This is a genomic window from Murinocardiopsis flavida (assembly GCF_003014485.1).
Taxonomy (GTDB): Bacteria; Actinomycetota; Actinomycetes; order Streptosporangiales; family Streptosporangiaceae; genus Murinocardiopsis; species Murinocardiopsis flavida.
The window spans coordinates 69,369-86,621 of record NZ_PYGA01000004.1 but is presented as its reverse complement, the minus strand read 5'-3'; the positions used below and the strand labels follow the sequence as shown (position 1 = coordinate 86,621).

The window sequence follows — 17,253 nt, the reverse complement described above, 5'->3', positions numbered from 1 at the left end:
CGCCGCGGGTCAGCTCACGGCCTTCTTGACGAGGTCGGCGATCGCCTGCTCGGCGTCGCCGCTCAGCTCGGTCACCGCGTAGGACGTGGGCCACAGCCCGCTGGCGTCGTCGAGGTTCGCCTCGGGTGTGAAGCCGAGGGCCGAGTACCGCTCCTTGTCGGTGTGTCCGCTGCGGAAGAAGCACACGACCGTGCCCTTCCTGGCATAGGCCGGCTGCCCGTACCACAGCTTCGGCGCCAGTTCCGGGGCGTTGGCGGTGACGATGGCATGGATGCGTTCGGCCACCGCGCGGTCGGGCGCCGCCATCTCCTCGATCTTCGCCAGCACGTCCAGCTCTTCGGCGGCCTCCTTGCCGCCGCGACCGCGCTTGGCCTCGTTGCGCAGCTCCTCGGCGCGTGCCTTCATGGCGGCGCGCTCCTCCGCGGAGAAGCCGTCCGCGCCTTTCGCACCGGTGTTCTCGCTCATACCCTGCGACTCCCTCCGTGATCCGTGTCCAGCGGTCCCGACGCTAATGGGGCCGGCGACCTGGGGCTTCTCGATTCCTGACCGATGTCCGCCCCGTGCCGCTGCGAGCCGTCCCCTCCGGCCGGACCGGTCAGGAATCGAGAAGCACGCGCCTGGTGGCGCTGCGTAGCGTTGTGCCCATGCACGGCACCGGCCACCGCGCCTCCGGCGCGCCCACCGGTGCCGCACCGCGCACCCGAAGGCGCCGGCAGCACGACTCTTCGCCCTCTGACCACACAAAGGAACCACGCCATGCCGCTCTCGCTCGACACCATCACTCTCGGTGTGCCGCACGTGGAGGCCGCGGGCGCCTTCTACTCGTCGGCGTTCTCCGCCGCGGCCACCGACCACGACCACACCGCCGACCTGGACCTGCACGGCAAAGGACGGCTCGACCTCCACGCGCTCGACGCGCTCGCGGCCGAGACCGGCGCGGACCCGGCGGCCTCGGGATTCCGCGGTTACGTCCTGTCCGCCATCGTCGCCCGACCGGCCGAGGTCAGGGCCCTCCTCGACGCCGCGACCGCCAACGGTGCGACCGTCGTCAAACCGGCGAAGAAGGAGTTCTTCGGCGAGTTCGCCGCCGTCTACCGGGCGCCGGACGGGGCCGTCTGGAAGCTGGCCGCCGCCGAGAAGAAGGACGCGGGCCCCGCCCCCGTCCCCCCGAAGCCCACCGAGACCGCCGCCTACCTCGGCGTCGCCGACCCGAACGCGTCCAAGGCGTTCTACGAGGCGCTGGGCATGAAGGTCCGGCACGACTACGGCGACAAGTTCATCGACTTCGCCGTCGCCGACGGCGCGTGCCGCCTGGGCCTGCTGACGCGCAAGGCCCTCGCCAAGGACACCGGTGTGGACGAGCGCGGCGACGGCTTCTCCGCGCTGGTCCTGACGCACACCGCCGCGTCCCGCGCGGACGTCGACGGCCTCCTCGCCGCCGCGGACTCCGCCGGCGGCCGGGTCGCCGCCGCAGCGGCCCGGACCGACCGGGGCGACTACGCCGGCCACCTCACCGACCCCGACGGCTACCACTGGCGGATCGGCACCCCGGGGGCATGACGGCCGCCGGCCCGCGGGCGGCCCGCGGGGGCCGGCGCAGCGGTGTCAGTGCCGGTCGCCCTGCCTGCCGAGGGTCTCCACGGGGTCCGCGCCGGGGCGGGTCCACTGCGGCACGGGGCGGCTGGTCGGGCCCCAGGCGGCGGTGCCGTCGGCGGCCGTGCGCCAGTACCAGCACGCGTGGCGCCCCTCGGGCCAGCCCTCGGGGTTGTCCTCCCACGCCTCGCCGCGGCCGTACGGGGTCATGTCGAGCAGGCCGAAGGACCCGTTGAGCGCCTCGATGCCGCGGCCCGTGGTGGTGTAGGTGAGGAACACGCGGTCGCCGTCGCGCAGGAAGCAGGCGAGGTCGCCCATGTTCTCGCCGACCGGCGCGGCGACGTCGCGCACCGAGTACCAGGGCTGGGTGTAGCCCATGAACCCGACAAAGGAGGCCACCTCGTCCCACCGGCCCGTGGTGAGGACGGCGAACGACGCGCCGCGGGCGTTGAGGTAGACGGCGTCGCGCAGGTGCCAGACCGCGTCGGTGCAGCCCTCGCACTGCCCCTGGTGCGGCGCGCCGTCGTACCACATGTGCTTGTAGACGAGGAGTTCGCCGCGGCCCTGGAACAGGTCGAGGAACGGGACCGGGCCGTCGGGCCCGACGACCTCGACCGTCCCGTCGAACTCCACCATCGGCAGGCGGCGGCGGGCCGCGGCGATGGCGTCGCCCGCGCGGGTGTGGGCCTTCTCGCGGACCAGGAGTTCGTCGCGGGCGGCCTGCCAGGTGGCCATGTCGACGACCGGCGGGCGGCCGGGCGGCGCGGCGGCGGGGTCCTTGGGCGCGGTCGTCATGGAAATCCTCCGTTGTGTCGCGTTCCGGGGCGCCGCGGGACGTCCCCGCGACGGTCACCGGAACAGACCCGCGGACCGGCCGGAACTCATCGCGCCACGGGGCGTTCCCGGCCGGGTCGGCACCGACCACTGCGGGCCGACAGCTCCGCGGCCGAGGCGGAGAGCACGCGGTGTCGGATACCCGCCAGCGCCGAGCTCCGCGTTGCGGCAGGGTCGGGCCCATGACCGATGTATTCGACGGGCTGTTCGACCGCTTCGACCGTGCCAACGCGGGGTTCGAGCGACGGTTGCGCCTGGTCCGGACCGAGCAGTGGGCCTGGCCGACGCCCTGTCCCGACTGGGACGTGCGCCGGCTGGTCAACCACATGGCCCGCGGGAACCTCGACTACGCGCGCCTGGTGCAAGGCGGCAGCGCAGGGGAGTTCCTGCGGCTCCGCGACGCCGACGCCCTCGGGGACGACCCGCTCGGCGCCTTCGCGCGCTCGGCGCGGACATGTGCGGCGGCGTTCGCCGCACCCGGCGCGATGGACCGCGAGGTCGACTACCCGCTGGGCGCGATCGGCGCGCGGCAGGCGTTCGCCGTCCGCATCACCGACGCCGCCGTCCACACATGGGACCTGGCGCGGGCGATCGGAGCGGACGACCTCCTCGACACCGACCTCGTCGCGTGGATCGACGCGCATCTCGCCCGCATCTACGCCACCCTCCGGGAGTCCCCCACCAGTGCCGATACGACGCACCGGTTCTTCGGCGCCCCCGATGGAACGCCCCCCGACGGGGCTTCGCGGCAGGCCCGGCTGCTGCACCGGATGGGCCGGACGGACGCCGGTGCCCCGCCCGCCGCGGACCGGGCGGACGGGACCCGGCGCTGACCACCGCCCCCGGCCGGTGTGCCGCTGCGGGGAGAGGGGCGGCCGCGGGCGGGTCGGGAGCGGTCAACGGGGCTCGGAGGCGGGGCCGGTGCGCACGTGGGCGCGCATCCCGTGCACGCCGAACAGGATGAGCAGCTCGACCGCGCCGCCGTCGGCGCTGCCCAGCCAGTGCGGCACGGAGGTGTCGAACTCGGCCGCCTCGCCGGGCGGCAGGATCAGGTCGCGCTCGCCGACCACCAGCCGCAGGCGCCCGTTGAGCACGTACAGCCATTCACAGCCTTCGTGGGTCTGCGGGGTCGGTTCGAGCGGTTGCGGCCGAGCGGGGATCATCATCTTGAACGCGTGCGTGCCGCCCGGCCGCCGCGACAGCGGAACGAAGACCATCCCGTGCCGCTGGATGGGCTTCAGGTGGATCCGGGGGTCGCCGGTGCTCGGGGCGCCGACGAGGTCGTCCAGCGGGACGCCGTAGGTGCGGGACAGCGGCAGCAGCAGCTCCAGGGTCGCCCGGCGCTGGCCGCTCTCCAGCCGCGACAGGGTGCTCTCCGACACCCCGGTGGTCGCCGCGAGGTCGGCGAGGGTGATGCCGCGGTCGCGGCGCAGCGCACGCAGCCGCGGCCCCACCACGTCGAGTACGTCTTCCGTTGCGCGGTCCATCCGACCAGCTTGCCAGAACCGCAAGAACTCGTGCCAAATCGTGCCGGTTCCGGCGAGACTGCGCTGGTGACAAGGGACGGCGCCCCGCACGACCGGGGCCGCCGATCACCTCCCGCCGCGCCGCCCGACGAACCACGGAGACCACCATGCCCACCGCCTCCCGCCGCACCCGCCGCCGCGACACCCCGCCGCCCCGCACCGGCAGCAGCGAGGCCGCGGTCCTGCGCGGCTTCCTCGACTACCTCCGGGATTCCATCGCCGCGAAGGTCGCGGACGCTCCCGAACCGCAGGTCCGGACGGCAGGGGTGCCGTCGGGCACCAACCTGCTCGGCCTGCTCACCCACCTGACGTGCGTCGAGGGCGCGATCTTCCTCGGGGAGGCGGTCACCGACTGGCCCGCCACGTTCCGGGCCGACCCGGCGGACAGCGCGGCCGACGTCGTCGCCCGCTACCGGGCGACGGTCGGGCGCGCGAACACCGTCCTCGACGGGTGCGCCGACCTCGGCGCGCCGGTCCCCCGGCCGCGGCCGGGCCGCCCCGCTCCCAGCGTCCGCTGGGCGCTCGCGCACATGATCGAGGAGACCGGCCGCCACGCCGGCCACGCCGACATCCTCCGCGAACTCATCGACGGCGCGGTCGGACGCTGACCGCCGCCGGGCGGTCCCCCGGCCGCACCCGGGCCTCGGGTCTGCGGGGCGGACGCGGTCAGCCGGGCTGGAGCCGGGTGCGCAGGAGGCAGAACTCGTTGCCTTCGGGGTCGGCCAGGACGTGCCAGCTCTCGGCGCCGGTCTGGCCGACGTCGGCGGGCCTGGCGCCGAGGGCGAGCAGCCGCTCCAGCTCGGCGTCCTGGTCGCGGTCCGTGGCGCTGACGTCGATGTGCAGCCGCAGCTGCGCGGTCCGCGGGGTGCTGTTGGGGCTGAGGACGAGAGTGGGCAGCGGGCCGCCGCCGGGCGGCCCGATCTCGATGCTGCCGTCGTCCTCCCGGTCGAGTTCGACGTAGCCGAGGACCCGGCTCCAGAAGTCGGCGAGCCGCTCCGGGTCGGCGGCCTCGATGACCAGTTCACTGATGCGGCATGCCATGCGCGGCAGTGTAGTGAGGCCGCGGTAGGCCCCGCCATGGCGTTTTCGTGCGATCGGTCCTCTTCAGTCCGCGGCGCGCAGGGAGGCGTCCAAGGCGCTCATGAGGTGCGCCACGCGATTCTTGGCGGTCGGCGCCGGCGGGTACCGGGACAGGACGGCGACCAGTGTGGGCGTGGCACGCCGCCGGGCCCGTTCGAGCAGCAGGTCAGCGGCAGCGGGGTCGCCGTCGGCGTTCAACTCGGCGATGCGCGCGGCGCTCGCCGCGGCGCGCAGGATGTGGCCGACCTGGGTGGCCCGCGATATCGGGTGCAGGTAGGCGGCCGATGCGGCGTCGCCCGCGGACCGAGCGGCGAGGCGCGCCGCTTCGGTGCCCGCGTCCTTGGCGGCCCGGTGCGCGTCGAGTGAGGTGACGCGTTGCAGCCGGGTCCGGTTCGCGCCGTGGACGAACCGCCATGCGGCGTCGAGGGCCGCGCGTGGACGGGGATCGTCGGGAACGGCCTCCTCGAACACGGGGAGGTCCTCCTGGGCGCTCTCGGCCACGAAGCGCGCGACGGCGCGCAACTCGTCCATTGTCACCGTGAAATCACCCGACACCACCGTCATGGCCCCGATCCTGCCATCCCCGGGGACCGCCATCGGCAGGGCCCGCCCCGCCCCCGCGCGACCGGCGGACGCGCGGGGGCGGGGCGGGAACGGGGGCCGGCGGTGACCGGGGCGGACCGCGGCCGTGCCGTGGTCCGCCCCGGCGGTCGGCGCCTCGTCGGCGCCTCGGATCAGTGAACCGGCCACACCAGGTCGAAGGAGAAGTCCCGCTTCGTCCTGCGGTTCAGTGGGATGTCGATCTTGACACGGCGGGCGATCTCGGCGCGGCTGATGCCGAGCCCTCGGGCGATGAGCCGTTCGGGGCGGATCGGCACGGGATCGTCGAAGGCGACCGCGATGTGGGCGGGCCACGGATCCTCGGCAACGGGAGGCGCGTGGAGCTCCCAGCACCCGTCCCAATCGAGCGCGAACCGGTTGCGCCGGGCGATCAACGGGTCGAGCACGGTGTCGGCGACGAGGGACGGCGCGTTGGCCGTGTACCCGGCCAGCAGGTCGGCGGGCAGGGCGCGGACCGGGACGCGGTCGTGGACGGTGAGCTTGGCGGTCCAGTCACAGGAGACGCAGTTGACCAGGAGCCAGACGTCGAGGAGCTTGCCGTTGGCGTTGACGCGGAACCGGCCCTTGCCCGTGGAGGCGCGGCCGGACGGGCACGCAGCGCACCGGATGGCGAGCAGGGGCAGGCGGGTGCGCCGCACCGCCCAGGGCAGCACGGTATGAGGATGTGCAGACATGATCTCTCTGAAGACCTGACGAAGAGCATGGGGAAAAGAGCCAACGGCGTGGTCGGCGACCGATGCGGTGCAGAAGAGTCAGGTCTAAAGAGCAGGCTGCGTCATGCGCGCAAGGTCCTCACATAGGGAATCACCCAAGCTAGGCGGCCACCGGCCACCGGGTCCACCCCATTTTCTTGCCCACCGCCGCCCGGCGGCCCGGGGAAACCGGTGACGGCCCCGGCCGCACCCCGCACACGCGAGAGCCCCGCGCGCTCGGCGGTCAGGGCGGCTGGACCTCGTCGGTAGAAGGCACCGCCGCGCGCCGTGCCGGTCCCGCCCCGGCCGCATCCGCATGGGCCCGCCTGGCGGGGTCGGCGCGGCGGTGCTAATTTGGATACGTAAACGTATACGTATCCAAAATTAGCGGAGCGATGAGAGAGCCGAACAACGTCCTGGTCGTCGGTGCCGGTCCCACGGGACTCGCGCTGGCCTGCGCACTCGCCGCACAGCACGTCCCCGTCCGAGTGGTGGACCGCGCGGACGGGCCCTCGGCCACCTCGCGCGCGAACATCCTGCACGCGCGCGGGGTGGAGGTCCTCGACCGGCTCGGCGCTTTGGGCGACCTCCCCGAGCAGGCCCTCGCCCCGCAAGGCATAGCCATGCACGCACAGGGCCGCCGCCTCACCACGATGCGGTTCGCGCCGATGGCCGAGGACTCGTCGCAGGCGCTGTTCATCTCCCAGGCGCAGGTGGAGGGCGAACTACGGCGCCGGCTCGCCGAGCTGGGCACCGAGGTCGAGTGGGGCATCCGGATCACCGGCGTCGAGCAGGACGCCGACGGCGTGACCGTGCACACCGCCGAAGGGCCGCCCCTGCGCGCCGACCGGGTGGTCGGCTGCGACGGCGCGCACAGCGCCGTCCGGCAGGCCGCGGGGATCGACTTCCCCGGCGTGTCCGTGGTCGAGCGGTTCCTGCTGGCCGACGTGCACGCCACCTGGGACCGCGACCGCTCGATGTCGTCCGGGTGGTTCCACCGCGACGGCCTCGTGCTCGCGATGCCCATGCGCACCAAGGACGAGGAGCGGAACGGCTCCGGCGACCTCTGGCGGCTGATGGCGGACCTCCCCCCGTCCGAGACCGGCGAGCGGCTCGGCGAGCAGCAGATCCTCGACCGGTTCGCCGAGCTGATCCCCGTGCGTTCGGGCGAGGCGGGGCCGAAGGTCTCCGACCCGGTGTGGACCTCGGTCTTCCGCGTCCACCGCCGCCTCGCCGCCGACTACCGTTGCGGGCGTGTACTCCTCGCGGGCGACGCGGCCCACATCCACAGCCCCATCGGCGGGCAGGGCATGAACACCGGCATCGGCGACGCCGAGAACCTGGGCTGGAAGCTGGCGCTCGTCTCACACGGGCGGGCCGGCGACGCGCTGCTCGACACCTACACCGCCGAACGGCGCCCCCTGGCGGCCGAGGTCCTCAGCACGACCACGACCAACACCAGGCTGCTGGTGGGCGAGGGCGCGGTGACGCGGCTGGTGCGCGACTACGCGCTCATCCCCCTGCTCGGGATGCCGGCCATGCAGCGCAAGGCGACCGCGGCAGCGTCCCAGCTCTGGGTGACCTACCGGAAGGGCCCGCTGGGCGGCCGCACCGCGAAGGGCGGGCTGCGGCCGGGCGACCGCATCCCCGACCGCGAGTGCCGCCGCGACGACGGCACGCCCGTGCGGCTCACCCGGGCGCTCGGCGCCGGGTGGGTGCTGCTCGCGCCCGACGCCGCGCCGGTGCCGGAGTTGGCGGCGGCGGCACGCGAGCGGCTGGGGGCCGGGGTCGCGGTGCTGCACCCCGGTGCGGGGTGCCCGGAGAGCGGTGCCCTGCTCGTCCGCCCCGACGGCCATCTCGCGTGGCGGGGGTCGACGGCGGAGGGCCTGCGGCGCTGGCTGGCCGCGGCGTTGGAGACCGGGTCGGTGGTGCGATGACGGCCGGGCAGGCGCGGCGCAGCGGGCCCGGCCGCCCGCGCGACCCCGAGGCCGACACCGCCATCCTGCGCGCCGCCGTCGAACTCCTCATGGAGCGCGGCATCGACCAGTGCGGCATCGAGCGGATCGCCAAGCGCGCCGGGGTGACCAAGGTGACCGTCTACCGCCGCTGGCGCACCAAGGAGGAGCTGCTCGCCCAGGCCATCGAGACCGTCCGCGACGAGATGCCCGCCGTGGTTGTCGAGCTCGGCCCCGACACCCCGCTGCCGGACGCCATCGAACTGCTGCTCCCCCGGTGGGGCGAGATCCTGGCGAACGGGCGGTTCCGGGCGCTGTCGGCCCACCTGCTCGCCGCCGGGCCCAGCCACCCGGCCCTGCTGCGCGCCTACCGGACGCACCATGTGCTGCCGCGCCGCGAGCGCGCACGCGCGACGATGCGCCGGGCGCAGGCCGACGGCTACCTCGACCCGACGGCAGACGTCGACCTGCTCATCGACATGATGGAAGGGGCGGTCATCCACCAGCTGCTCCTCAACCCCGAACCGCCCGGACCCGCCGAGACCACCCGCTACCTCCGCGCCCTGCTCGTCCAGGTCGGATTCGTCCTGCGGCCGGCACCGTAGCGGCGTCCCCCGCCGCGGCACGGCCGCACGCGGCGGCCGGTCCAGTGGGCGCCGGTGGACGGGCGGTGCGCGCCGCCGGGACGGCGGTGTGCGGCCGGCGGTGCGCCGCGGTACGGGCCGCTCGGCGGCACGCTGTCAGGCGCCGGCCCCGTCGTACTCCGCGCGCGCCCGGTCGACCTCGCCCATGTGCGCCTCGGCCCACTCCTTGAGGTGGCGGATCGGCTCCAGCAGGGACAGGCCCAGCGGCGTGAGCTCGTAGTCGACGCGCACGGGCACCGACGGGGTCACCGTGCGGGTCAGCAGGCCGTCGCGCTCCAGCCCCCGCAGGGTCTGGGTCAGCATCTTCTGGCTTACCCCCTCGATGCGCGCGGCGAGCTCGGAGAAGCGCATCGGGCCCTTCAGACCCAGCGCCACGATCGCGAGGCTCGCCCACTTGTTGCCGATCGTGTCGAGCAGCCGCCGGCTGGGGCAGGAGGCGGCGAACGCGTTGAACCGCGGCGCAGGGCCGTCGGCGGTGGTCACATCCATGGCTTACCTCTGGGTACCTACACCACTTTAAAGTGCCTACTTCCCAAAAGAGAGTAGGGCACCGATGGTGGAGGAGTCCACGCCTCGGAAGGAGCACCATCATGACGCTCGCACTCGTCTCCGCGCCCGACTCCCCGGCGATCACCCTCGAAGAGGTCGCGCTCCCCCCGCTGGGCCCCGGCGACCTGCGGGTCCGTGTCACGGCCGCGTCGGTCGACCCCGTCGACACGCTCTTCGCCGGCGGACCGGCCCGTGCCGTCTTCGGACTCACCGGCACGGTCGGGCTCGGCTGGTCACTCACCGGCGTCGTCACCGGGATCGGGGCGGCGGTCACCGGATTCTCGGTCGGCGACCCGGTCGCCGCCGTACACCGCGACGTCGCGGCCCCGGTCCGCGCGCACGCGGCGGAGACCGTTGTTCCGGCGGCGGCCGCCGCACCGCTGCCGGACGGCCTCGATCCGGTCGGCGCGGCCTCCCTCCCGGTCAACGCCTTGACAGCGGCGCAGCTGGTCGACCGGCTCGGCCCCGCCGACGGCCGGACCCTGGTGGTCACCGGCGCCGCCGGTGCTGTCGGCGGGTACGCCGTCGCGCTGGCGGCCCACAGCGGCTGGACCGTCACCGGTCTGGCGCGTGCGTCCGACCGCGACTTCGTGCTGCGGGCCGGGGCCCGTGCGCTCGTCACCGAGCTGCCGGGCCCGGCGTTCGACGCGGTCGTCGACGGCGCCGTCCTGCACGCGGCGGTCCTGCCCGCGCTCCGCGACGGGGGGACGTTCGCCGGCGTGACCGCGGCGTCCCCGGCGGTGTCCGAGCGGGGCATCGACGTCGGCATCGTCAACGTCGAACCCGACGGCGCGCGGCTCGCCGAGCTGCTCGCCCTCGCCGCCTCCGGCGTCCTGGAGGTGCGAGTCGCCGGCCGGGTGCCGCTGGCGGACGCCGCGACGGCCTACGACAAGGTCGCCGGCGGCGGACAACGGGGACGGTGGCTGCTGGTGCCCTGAGCACGGCCCCGGCACAGCCCGCGAACCCGGCCCCGGCGCCGCCCCGCCCCCGCGGCACCGGGGCCGCCCCGCACGCCGCCGCGCGGGCGGGCGGCGGTCAGCGCCCCAGGCCGGGGACCAGGTTGATGTCGACCTCGTGCCCGAGGGTCTGGATACGCCAAGACGCCAGGTCCTGGTAGGCGTCGGAGTGGTACCAGCCGGTGGCGGCCGCCTCGGAGTCGAACTCGATGACGGCCGTCTTCGTGTAGGCCACGCCGCCCTCCAGCCGGGAGGGGGCGCCGAACGCGAGGAGCCGCCCGTTGTGCCGGGCCAGTGTGTCGCCGACGTTGGCGAGGTAGTGGCCAAGGTCGCTGTCCGGGACGGTGTCGGTCCGGACGATGACGATGTAGTGCATGACCTCTCCTGAGTCGTCGATCCGCTCGAAGTCACGAAGCCGGGAGAACCCGCCATTGATATTTCCATGGCTAATGATTCGACATCGTAATTTCCTATCGCACCGAAAGGTATGCCTGCGTCGTGCCGGTGTCAAACGCTTCGACGTCGAAGCGCTAGGCTGCTGCCATGGCCGACGCAGTGGACGGGATCATCGAGCGGTGGGGAGCCGTCCGGCCCGACCTCGACACCGCGCCGATCGGCGTGGTGGTGCGGATCTTCCGCACGTCCCGACTGCTCGACCAGGGCCTCAAGGACTACTTCGCGGCGCACGGCCTGGAGGCCTGGGAGTACGACATCCTCGCCACCCTGCTGCGCGCGGGCGACAGCAGCACGCTGCGCATGAGCGACCTCGCCGGTGCCGCGATGATCTCCCCGGCCGCGTTGACCAACCGCATCGACCGCATGGTCGCGAAGGGGCTGGTCACCCGGGCCACCGACCCCGAGAACCGGCGTCTGGTGCGGACGTCCCTCACCGACGAGGGGCGCCGCCTGGCGGACGGGCTCATCGACGGGCACATCGCCAACGAACTCGCCCTGATCGGCGGCCTCACACCGGACGAGCAGGCCACGCTCGCCGCGCTGCTGCGCAAGCTCCTCACGAGCCTGGAGGACGGCGGGTAGCGCCCCGGGTCGGCGCCATCAGCGCTCGCGGAGGTAGGCGTCCAGTTCGGCGGCCCCGGCCAGCATCGCCCGGCCGCGCGTGGACAGCCGGGTGTGCCAGTCGTGGAGCGCGGACTCCAGCGGCGCCAACCCGCCGGCCGTGCGGACCTGGGCGATCAGCGGGGCGATCTGCTCCAGCAGGTAGCCGCCCCGCCTGAGCTGGTGGGCCAGCCGGACGTCCCGGACGTCGTCCTCGTCGTAGACGCGGTACCCGGTCAACGGGTCGCGGCGCGGGCGCACCAGCCCGGCGCGCTCCCATTTGCGCAGCGTCGCGGGCCGGAGGCCGAGCTTGGCCGCCAACGGCCCGATGAACATGCCGCGGAGGCCGGATACCGGGGCATGGTCATCGGACAGCGCATCGGGCTCGGACGCCGCGGCGGGCGCCAGGTCGCGGAGGGCGGACTCCACGGCCTGGAGGGTCCTGCGGTCCTCGAGGAGTTGGGCGTGGCTCTGGGCGATGAGGCGGAACGCCTCCTCGGTCGCGCCCTCGTTCACCGCCCGCATGATCGACGTCGCCGTCGGGTGGCCGTGCCCGGGCACCAGGGCGAGGAACGCGTCCAGCGCCGCAGCGTGCAGCGGGGTATAGGTGCGGTACCCGTGGGGGGTGCGGTCGGCGGCGGGCAGGATGCCGGCCTCCTCGTAGTTGCGGACCGCCTGCGTGGACAGGCCGTGTCCGCGCGCCAGGTCGATCGGCCTGAGGTTGCCGCCGTTTTGAGGGTTCCGCCGCATTATCCTGCCGATATCGCGAGAAAGGTTCAACCGAGGGTTCAACGATACCGTTTAGTCATGGTCAATGGAATCGAAGACACCGCCCTTGCCGCCGACGCCGCCGCCGTCATGGGGCTGCTCCCGTCCCGACCGCGGCTGCTCGCCCTGGGCGAGCCCACCCACGGCGCGGACATCCTCCTCGACGTGCGCAACGACCTCTTCCGGCAGCTCATCGAGCAGGAGGGCTACCGGTCGATCGCGATCGAGAGCGACTGCATGGCGGGGCTGGCCGTGAACGACTACGTCACCTCGGGCACCGGCACCCTCGACGACGCCATGGAGCACGGGTTCAGCCACGGGTTCGGCGCATCGGCCGCCAACCGCGAACTCGTGCGCTGGATGCGCGCCTACAACGACGGCCGGCCGGCGTCCGAACGGGTCCGCTTCGCCGGGTTCGACGGCCCGTTGGAGATCACCGGCGCCGCGAGTCCCCGGCAGGCCCTCACCGCACTGCACACCTACCTCGCGGCCCGGGTGGACGCGGACCTGCTCCCCTGCACCGCCGAGACGCTCGCCCGCCTGCTCGGCGCCGACGACCCCTGGACCGAACCCGCCGCAATGATGGACCCGGCCCGGTCAGCGGGCCGGTCGGCCGCTGCCGCGGAGTTGCGGGTGCTCGCCGACGACCTGGTGGCGCTGCTCGACGAGCAGACGCCGCACCTGATCGCCGCGACCTCGCGGGACGCCTGGCAGCGGGCGCGCCTGTACGGCCGAACCGCCGTCGGCCTGCTGCGCTACCACTACTGGATGGCCGACACCTCACCCGGCCGCATGACCCGCCTGGTCGGCGTGCGGGACCAGATGATGGCCGCCAACCTCCTCGCCCTGGCCGAACAGGGCCCGGTACTCGTCTTCGCCCACAACGGCCACCTCCAGCGGGCGAAGAGCTCCATGCGGCTGACGGACGACCTGCGGCCGGAGTGGTGGAGCGCCGGTGCCCTGGTGAGCGCCCACCTTGGCGCCGACTACGCCTTCCTGGCAACGGCGCTCGGCACGATCCGGCACCAGGGGGTGGACACGCCGCCGCCCGACACCCTCGAAGGGCTCCTGTACGCGCTCCCGGAGGACCGCTGCGTCATCGACACCGCGCGGCTGGCCGCCGCCCTCGGCGCCGCGCCGCCCGCGCCCCGCGTGTCCCCCTGGTTCGGCTACGCCCCAATCGACCCGACCCACCTGCCCGGCATCGACGCGCTGCTGTTCGTCAAGGACGTCCCGCACGACTAGGCGGTTTCGTTCGGATCAGCCGGCGGACCAGCGGAAGACGCCGACGATGCGGAGTCCACCGAGGAGCGTCCAGCCGGGCGTCAGGCTGCGACGTGGGCTGCGAGCCGGTCGGCGGTGGTGCGGGGCTCGCGGCCCAGGAGTTCGGCCAGTAGGGGGCCGGTTTCGGCGAAGTGGCCCGCGCGGGCGGCCTGGTACCAGGTGAGCATGAATCGGGCCATCTGCTCCGGCACACCGATCGCGATCTGGTCGGCGATCCACTGGTCGTCGTCCAGGACGACCCGCTTGATGGTGCGACCGGTGAGGGCGGAGGCGATCCCGGCGACATCCTCGAAGGTGACGGCGGTCGGCGCGGCCAGGGTGGCGGGGCCGTCGACGGAGCGCTCGCCGGCGAGGAGGGCCGCGGTGGCCTCAGCGATGTCGGCACGGTCGGTGTACGGGACGGGGCCGTCTGCGGGCTGGGCTATGACGCCGGTCTGGTGCCACGGGCCGAGCACCAGGTCGAGCGGGCCGTAGGCGGCGTTGCGCAGTGCGGTCCAGGCGACTCCGGAGCCGCCGAGGATCGCTTCGGTGGCGATGTGGACGTCCGACGGCCGGTAGGGGTTGCCGGGGACGGCGCCCTGCTGGCTCGTGTAGAGGATCCGCCGGGCGCCGGCCGCGACCGCGGCGTCGATGGCATTGCGGTGCAGGCCGACCATGTCGGCGGCCGGGTCGTTGCCGGACACCAGCAGGACCTGCTCGGCACCGGCGAATGAGGCGCGCAGTGCGGCCGGGTCCTCGTAGGAGCCCTGCCGCACGCGCACGCCGCGGTCGGCGAAGTGCCGGGCCTTGGCGGTGTCGCGGACACTGACACCGATCCGGTCGGCGAGTAGGCGCTTGAGGAGGTGCTCGACGGTGGCGCCGCCCAGCCCGCCGGTGGCGCCGGTGACAACGATCATGTTCGTGACCTTCCTGAGTGCCCACGGAGCGTGGCGGTGGGCGAACCCATAAATTGACTACACGGGTCAGTTTCGCTTCCGTCTGCGACCATAGGTAAACTGACCAAGCGAGTCAAATTACGACGGCGGGTGATCAGGAAGACGGTGAGGGCCATGGCCGGTGCGGCGCCTTCGGAACCCCGGCTGCGCGCCGACGCCCGGCGCAATTCCGAGCAGATCCGCTCCGCCGCGATCGGCGCCTTCCAGGGGCAGGGCCTGACGGTGCCGCTGGAGAAGGTCGCCCAGGCGGCAGGGGTGAGCAAGGCCACGATCTTCAACCGGTTCGGCGGGCGGATCGGCCTCATCGACGCCGTTATCGAAGAGGTCGTGGCGCGTGAGCTGTTCGCCGTCATCGAGCACACGCGGTCCGTCGGCGCCGTCGAGCGGATCGCGTACTACCTCACCGCGATACGCGACCTCCAGTACCGCCAGCCCGCCTTCAACGACGTCCTGTTGCAGACATATCCGCATTCGCGGCAGCTCATGGAGATCTGCCGGGTCGGCAGCGAGGCCAATGAGGAGTTCATCGCCGCGGCACGAGCCTCCGGTGCGCTGCGGCCGGAGTTCACGGCGGGCGACCTCCACGCACTCGTCCTCGACAACGCCCTCGCTCTCAAGCACGGCACGCGGCCTCCCCGGGACGACTACGACCGCCGCACCATGTACCTCCTGGACGGCATCCGAGGGCGCTCCGCCGCCTCCGGCGGGCGATGACCGCACCCTGGCCCTGGTGCCGCGCGTCGCCCTGCGGGTTCGCCCCACTCCGGCGCCGCGCGGAATCCGTACAAGCAGGGACGAGGATGGACGAACCGCAGGAGCGGGCCTAGCGCCCGTCGACGGTCCGACCTGTCGGGAGGGCGGCGAGCCGGCGCCGTCCCGCGAGCAGCAGCCCTCCGGCCGCGGCGACCAGGAAGCACTGGACGGCCACCCCCACTGGGTGGGCGCCGTACTGGCCGATCTGGACCAGCCACCCCGCCCACGCGTAGACCAGGATGGCGCCCGCGGCCAGCGCGAACTCGTGCCGCGGCTGCCACCCCGCACGCCGGGACTCCCCCAGCACCGCCGCCGCCGTGCCGACGAGCAGCACCAGCATCGCCGCCGTCACGGCGCCCGCCGGGAGCATTCGCATACTGGCACCGAAGTGGTAGAGCAGGAACAGGGCGCTGCCCCCGGCGAGGGCCGCTGCGGCGAGGGCCGCCGGCGGGTGCGGCGCGCGGCCGCCGCCACCGGCGCGGTCGCGCCGCGGCAGCACCAGTGCCGCCGTCACCAGCAGCGCGGCGAGCACGGCGACTCCCGCGAGCCGGCCGGGCCCGGCGCCGAACCACTCCGCGAACAGGGTGGCGACACCCATGGCAAGCGCGCCGAGCAGGTACAGGGCCGACATCAGGGCGAGGCCCGGCCGCCCGAGCCAGGGCGTCGCGCGGCGGCAGGGGTACAGCGTCTCGACCAGGACGATCGGCACGACGATGCTCCACACCGAGTGGATCGACAGCACGAACAGCGCCCACGGAGCCGAGGCGCCGAGTCCCGGCACGATCCCGTAGCCGTGCAGGTCGAGCGTCGCGTAGGAGGGGTTGAACAGCGACTGGGTGACCAGCCCCTCCTCGATCAGGCCGTAGGCGAGGGCGAGCAGCACCACCGTGGGCCTGCCGCGCCGCGCGCGGACGGCGACCTCGCGGATGAGCACCGCTCCCCCGCCGTAGAGCAGCGTGAGCACGGGCAGCGCCGCCAGGGTCGACGGGGAGCCCAGCGGCAGGTTGCCGAGAAGGAGCTCGCCCACCAGCGGGGCGAGGAGGAACAGCACAAGGGCCGGGACACGTCGGGACACGGGGCGTCCGCGGGTGTCTGCGGGCGGGGTGCTGGTCTCCGGGCGCCGCGGTTCGGCGGCCGTGCGGGCGGCGGGGTCGGACATGGGTCCCCCTTCTCGACGGTGGACGGGGTGGGCCCGTCCGGCTCGCCGCCAGCGTCGCAACCGCGGCGGCGCCGCCGCACCGTCATCGCGGAGGTTCGCGGATCGACCAAGTGAGTGCCCTCGATCGACTTTCGTAGGGGGCTGCCGGGGGCGGGCCCGTGGACGTGCCACGCCGCCGCCTCTACGCTGGCCCGATGGCGTCTATCAGGCAGGTCCAGATCACCTTCGACTGCGCGGAGCCCGAGCGCGTCGCCCGCTTCTGGTGCGAGGTGCTGGGGTACGTCGTCCCGGAGCCGCCGGACGGGTTTGCGACCTGGGACGACTTCGAGCGCGCGCTGCCGCCTGAGCGCCAGGGTTCCGCGTTCGCCTGCGGTGATCCCACGGGTGCGGGCCCGCGGCTGTTCTTCCAGCGCGTTCCCGAAGGCAAGACCGTCAAGAACCGAGTGCACCTCGACGTGCGGGTCGGCACCGGACTCGTGGGAGCGGAGCGCCTGGCCGCACTTGAGGCCGAGTGCGCACGGCTGGTCGCGCTCGGCGCGGTCCGCGTGCGACTGCTGACCGCCGATGGATTCGACGAGTCGTGCATCGTGATGCAGGACATCGAGGGCAACGAGTTCTGCCTCGACTGATCCGCCGCCACGGCGCCCGCCGCCGCGGCCACAGGGACGGAGAGAGCCGTGACGCGCACGAAGCTGCTCGTTCTGGCGGCAGCGGTGGTGATCGCGCTGGGAGCCGCGGCCGTCCCGTCGTGCGCCACCCGCGAGAGCGAGGTCCCGGACGGGGAGTACTGGACCCCGGAGCGCATAAGGGACGCCGAACCGGCGCCCGTTCCCGGCACCAGTGGGTAG

General features: G+C 73.7%; 22 protein-coding genes. 11 read left to right on the top strand and 11 right to left on the bottom strand.

Annotated elements, in window-relative coordinates; genetic code table 11:
- Window positions 1-9: 9 nt before the first annotated feature.
- The gene (locus CLV63_RS07535; RefSeq protein ID WP_106582196.1) at window positions 10-465 is read right to left on the bottom strand and encodes a DUF1801 domain-containing protein; all 456 of its coding nucleotides are present in this window, start codon (window positions 463-465) and stop codon (window positions 10-12) included.
- A 291-nt stretch (window positions 466-756) separates the two neighbouring features.
- Here CLV63_RS07535 and CLV63_RS07530 point away from each other — a divergent pair, with 291 nt between their 5' ends.
- Window positions 757-1,560, top strand: a complete 804-nt coding sequence (locus tag CLV63_RS07530; RefSeq protein ID WP_106582195.1) for a VOC family protein — start codon at window positions 757-759, stop codon at window positions 1,558-1,560.
- 45 nt (window positions 1,561-1,605) lie between these two features.
- On the opposite strand, the gene CLV63_RS07525 is transcribed toward CLV63_RS07530, so the two are convergent.
- On the bottom strand, window positions 1,606-2,388 hold the full coding sequence (locus tag CLV63_RS07525) for a DUF899 family protein (RefSeq protein WP_106582194.1): 783 nt from the start codon (window positions 2,386-2,388) through the stop codon (window positions 1,606-1,608).
- Window positions 2,389-2,609: 221 nt separating this feature from the next.
- On the opposite strand from CLV63_RS07525, the gene CLV63_RS07520 reads away from it, so the two are divergent.
- A complete protein-coding gene (locus CLV63_RS07520; RefSeq protein ID WP_106582193.1) occupies window positions 2,610-3,260 on the top strand; it encodes a TIGR03086 family metal-binding protein in 651 nt (216 codons plus the stop codon).
- 63 nt (window positions 3,261-3,323) lie between these two features.
- On the opposite strand, the gene CLV63_RS07515 is transcribed toward CLV63_RS07520, so the two are convergent.
- Window positions 3,324-3,914, bottom strand: a complete 591-nt coding sequence (locus CLV63_RS07515) for a helix-turn-helix domain-containing protein (RefSeq protein WP_106582192.1) — start codon at window positions 3,912-3,914, stop codon at window positions 3,324-3,326.
- Window positions 3,915-4,060: 146 nt separating this feature from the next.
- On the opposite strand from CLV63_RS07515, the gene CLV63_RS07510 reads away from it, so the two are divergent.
- Entirely contained in the window at window positions 4,061-4,561 is a 501-nt protein-coding gene (locus tag CLV63_RS07510; protein WP_106582191.1) for a DinB family protein, read from the top strand.
- Window positions 4,562-4,619: 58 nt separating this feature from the next.
- On the opposite strand, the gene CLV63_RS07505 is transcribed toward CLV63_RS07510, so the two are convergent.
- The 3 genes from CLV63_RS07505 to CLV63_RS07495 all read right to left on the bottom strand — a co-directional run bounded on the left by CLV63_RS07505 (window position 4,620) and on the right by CLV63_RS07495 (window position 6,307).
- On the bottom strand, window positions 4,620-4,994 hold the full coding sequence (locus tag CLV63_RS07505) for a VOC family protein (RefSeq protein WP_106582190.1): 375 nt from the start codon (window positions 4,992-4,994) through the stop codon (window positions 4,620-4,622).
- 63 nt (window positions 4,995-5,057) lie between these two features.
- Complete coding sequence (locus CLV63_RS07500) at window positions 5,058-5,597, bottom strand: putative immunity protein (protein WP_106582412.1); 540 nt, start codon at window positions 5,595-5,597, stop codon at window positions 5,058-5,060.
- A 170-nt stretch (window positions 5,598-5,767) separates the two neighbouring features.
- Window positions 5,768-6,307 carry a DUF1062 domain-containing protein gene (locus CLV63_RS07495; RefSeq protein WP_245928641.1) on the bottom strand — a complete coding sequence of 180 codons (540 nt, stop codon included), beginning with the start codon at window positions 6,305-6,307 and terminating at the stop codon, window positions 5,768-5,770.
- A 434-nt stretch (window positions 6,308-6,741) separates the two neighbouring features.
- On the opposite strand from CLV63_RS07495, the gene CLV63_RS07490 reads away from it, so the two are divergent.
- On the top strand, window positions 6,742-8,283 hold the full coding sequence (locus CLV63_RS07490) for an FAD-dependent monooxygenase (RefSeq protein ID WP_106582188.1): 1,542 nt from the start codon (window positions 6,742-6,744) through the stop codon (window positions 8,281-8,283).
- Complete coding sequence (locus CLV63_RS07485; RefSeq protein ID WP_106582187.1) at window positions 8,280-8,906, top strand: TetR/AcrR family transcriptional regulator; 627 nt, start codon at window positions 8,280-8,282, stop codon at window positions 8,904-8,906. Before CLV63_RS07490 ends, CLV63_RS07485 begins: the two co-directional genes overlap by 4 nt.
- 135 nt (window positions 8,907-9,041) lie before the next feature.
- Here CLV63_RS07485 and CLV63_RS07480 read toward each other — a convergent pair whose 3' ends face one another.
- A complete protein-coding gene (locus CLV63_RS07480; RefSeq protein ID WP_106582186.1) occupies window positions 9,042-9,434 on the bottom strand; it encodes a winged helix-turn-helix transcriptional regulator in 393 nt (130 codons plus the stop codon).
- 101 nt (window positions 9,435-9,535) lie between these two features.
- Here CLV63_RS07480 and CLV63_RS07475 point away from each other — a divergent pair, with 101 nt between their 5' ends.
- On the top strand, window positions 9,536-10,432 hold the full coding sequence (locus tag CLV63_RS07475; RefSeq protein ID WP_106582185.1) for a zinc-binding dehydrogenase: 897 nt from the start codon (window positions 9,536-9,538) through the stop codon (window positions 10,430-10,432).
- A 97-nt stretch (window positions 10,433-10,529) separates the two neighbouring features.
- On the opposite strand, the gene CLV63_RS07470 is transcribed toward CLV63_RS07475, so the two are convergent.
- The gene (locus CLV63_RS07470; RefSeq protein ID WP_106582184.1) at window positions 10,530-10,826 is read right to left on the bottom strand and encodes a DUF1330 domain-containing protein; all 297 of its coding nucleotides are present in this window, start codon (window positions 10,824-10,826) and stop codon (window positions 10,530-10,532) included.
- A 167-nt stretch (window positions 10,827-10,993) separates the two neighbouring features.
- Here CLV63_RS07470 and CLV63_RS07465 point away from each other — a divergent pair, with 167 nt between their 5' ends.
- Complete coding sequence (locus CLV63_RS07465; protein WP_106582183.1) at window positions 10,994-11,488, top strand: MarR family winged helix-turn-helix transcriptional regulator; 495 nt, start codon at window positions 10,994-10,996, stop codon at window positions 11,486-11,488.
- Window positions 11,489-11,506: 18 nt separating this feature from the next.
- On the opposite strand, the gene CLV63_RS07460 is transcribed toward CLV63_RS07465, so the two are convergent.
- Entirely contained in the window at window positions 11,507-12,256 is a 750-nt protein-coding gene (locus CLV63_RS07460; protein ID WP_106582182.1) for a TioE family transcriptional regulator, read from the bottom strand.
- Window positions 12,257-12,313: 57 nt separating this feature from the next.
- Here CLV63_RS07460 and CLV63_RS07455 point away from each other — a divergent pair, with 57 nt between their 5' ends.
- Window positions 12,314-13,519, top strand: a complete 1,206-nt coding sequence (locus tag CLV63_RS07455; RefSeq protein ID WP_106582181.1) for an erythromycin esterase family protein — start codon at window positions 12,314-12,316, stop codon at window positions 13,517-13,519.
- Between the two features lie 80 nt (window positions 13,520-13,599).
- Here CLV63_RS07455 and CLV63_RS07450 read toward each other — a convergent pair whose 3' ends face one another.
- Window positions 13,600-14,454, bottom strand: a complete 855-nt coding sequence (locus CLV63_RS07450; protein WP_106582180.1) for an NmrA family NAD(P)-binding protein — start codon at window positions 14,452-14,454, stop codon at window positions 13,600-13,602.
- A 153-nt stretch (window positions 14,455-14,607) separates the two neighbouring features.
- On the opposite strand from CLV63_RS07450, the gene CLV63_RS07445 reads away from it, so the two are divergent.
- Window positions 14,608-15,207, top strand: coding sequence for a TetR/AcrR family transcriptional regulator (locus CLV63_RS07445; RefSeq protein ID WP_106582179.1), 600 nt, complete (start codon window positions 14,608-14,610; stop codon window positions 15,205-15,207).
- 109 nt (window positions 15,208-15,316) lie between these two features.
- Here the strand turns inward: CLV63_RS07445 and CLV63_RS07440 are convergent, their stop codons facing one another.
- Window positions 15,317-16,405: a hypothetical protein gene (locus CLV63_RS07440; protein WP_106582178.1), complete on the bottom strand. Its 1,089-nt coding sequence runs from the start codon at window positions 16,403-16,405 to the stop codon at window positions 15,317-15,319.
- A 194-nt stretch (window positions 16,406-16,599) separates the two neighbouring features.
- Between CLV63_RS07440 and CLV63_RS07435 the strand changes: the two genes are divergently transcribed.
- Window positions 16,600-17,034 (top strand): VOC family protein, encoded by a 435-nt coding sequence (locus tag CLV63_RS07435; protein ID WP_106582177.1) that lies wholly within the window; start codon window positions 16,600-16,602, stop codon window positions 17,032-17,034.
- Between the two features lie 48 nt (window positions 17,035-17,082).
- The gene (locus CLV63_RS33475; protein WP_170134168.1) at window positions 17,083-17,253 is read left to right on the top strand and encodes a hypothetical protein; all 171 of its coding nucleotides are present in this window, start codon (window positions 17,083-17,085) and stop codon (window positions 17,251-17,253) included.

Excerpts from the sequence above, each read along its gene's own strand:
- CLV63_RS07460 (WP_106582182.1), bottom strand. The coding sequence starts at position 12,256 with ATGCGGCGGAACCCTCAAAACGGCGGCAACCTCAGGCCGATCGACCTG.
- CLV63_RS07465 (WP_106582183.1), top strand. The coding sequence starts at position 10,994 with ATGGCCGACGCAGTGGACGGGATCATCGAGCGGTGGGGAGCCGTCCGG.
- CLV63_RS07480 (WP_106582186.1), bottom strand. The coding sequence starts at position 9,434 with ATGGATGTGACCACCGCCGACGGCCCTGCGCCGCGGTTCAACGCGTTC.
- CLV63_RS07475 (WP_106582185.1), top strand. The coding sequence starts at position 9,536 with ATGACGCTCGCACTCGTCTCCGCGCCCGACTCCCCGGCGATCACCCTC.
- CLV63_RS07505 (WP_106582190.1), bottom strand. The coding sequence starts at position 4,994 with ATGGCATGCCGCATCAGTGAACTGGTCATCGAGGCCGCCGACCCGGAG.
- CLV63_RS07525 (WP_106582194.1), bottom strand. The coding sequence starts at position 2,388 with ATGACGACCGCGCCCAAGGACCCCGCCGCCGCGCCGCCCGGCCGCCCG.
- CLV63_RS07530 (WP_106582195.1), top strand. The coding sequence starts at position 757 with ATGCCGCTCTCGCTCGACACCATCACTCTCGGTGTGCCGCACGTGGAG.
- CLV63_RS07490 (WP_106582188.1), top strand. The coding sequence starts at position 6,742 with ATGAGAGAGCCGAACAACGTCCTGGTCGTCGGTGCCGGTCCCACGGGA.
- CLV63_RS07470 (WP_106582184.1), bottom strand. The coding sequence starts at position 10,826 with ATGCACTACATCGTCATCGTCCGGACCGACACCGTCCCGGACAGCGAC.
- CLV63_RS07485 (WP_106582187.1), top strand. The coding sequence starts at position 8,280 with ATGACGGCCGGGCAGGCGCGGCGCAGCGGGCCCGGCCGCCCGCGCGAC.
- CLV63_RS07455 (WP_106582181.1), top strand. The coding sequence starts at position 12,314 with ATGGTCAATGGAATCGAAGACACCGCCCTTGCCGCCGACGCCGCCGCC.
- CLV63_RS07440 (WP_106582178.1), bottom strand. The coding sequence starts at position 16,405 with ATGTCCGACCCCGCCGCCCGCACGGCCGCCGAACCGCGGCGCCCGGAG.
- CLV63_RS07450 (WP_106582180.1), bottom strand. The coding sequence starts at position 14,454 with ATGATCGTTGTCACCGGCGCCACCGGCGGGCTGGGCGGCGCCACCGTC.
- CLV63_RS07445 (WP_106582179.1), top strand. The coding sequence starts at position 14,608 with ATGGCCGGTGCGGCGCCTTCGGAACCCCGGCTGCGCGCCGACGCCCGG.
- CLV63_RS07535 (WP_106582196.1), bottom strand. The coding sequence starts at position 465 with ATGAGCGAGAACACCGGTGCGAAAGGCGCGGACGGCTTCTCCGCGGAG.
- CLV63_RS07500 (WP_106582412.1), bottom strand. The coding sequence starts at position 5,597 with ATGACGGTGGTGTCGGGTGATTTCACGGTGACAATGGACGAGTTGCGC.
- CLV63_RS07435 (WP_106582177.1), top strand. The coding sequence starts at position 16,600 with ATGGCGTCTATCAGGCAGGTCCAGATCACCTTCGACTGCGCGGAGCCC.
- CLV63_RS07510 (WP_106582191.1), top strand. The coding sequence starts at position 4,061 with ATGCCCACCGCCTCCCGCCGCACCCGCCGCCGCGACACCCCGCCGCCC.
- CLV63_RS07520 (WP_106582193.1), top strand. The coding sequence starts at position 2,610 with ATGACCGATGTATTCGACGGGCTGTTCGACCGCTTCGACCGTGCCAAC.
- CLV63_RS07515 (WP_106582192.1), bottom strand. The coding sequence starts at position 3,914 with ATGGACCGCGCAACGGAAGACGTACTCGACGTGGTGGGGCCGCGGCTG.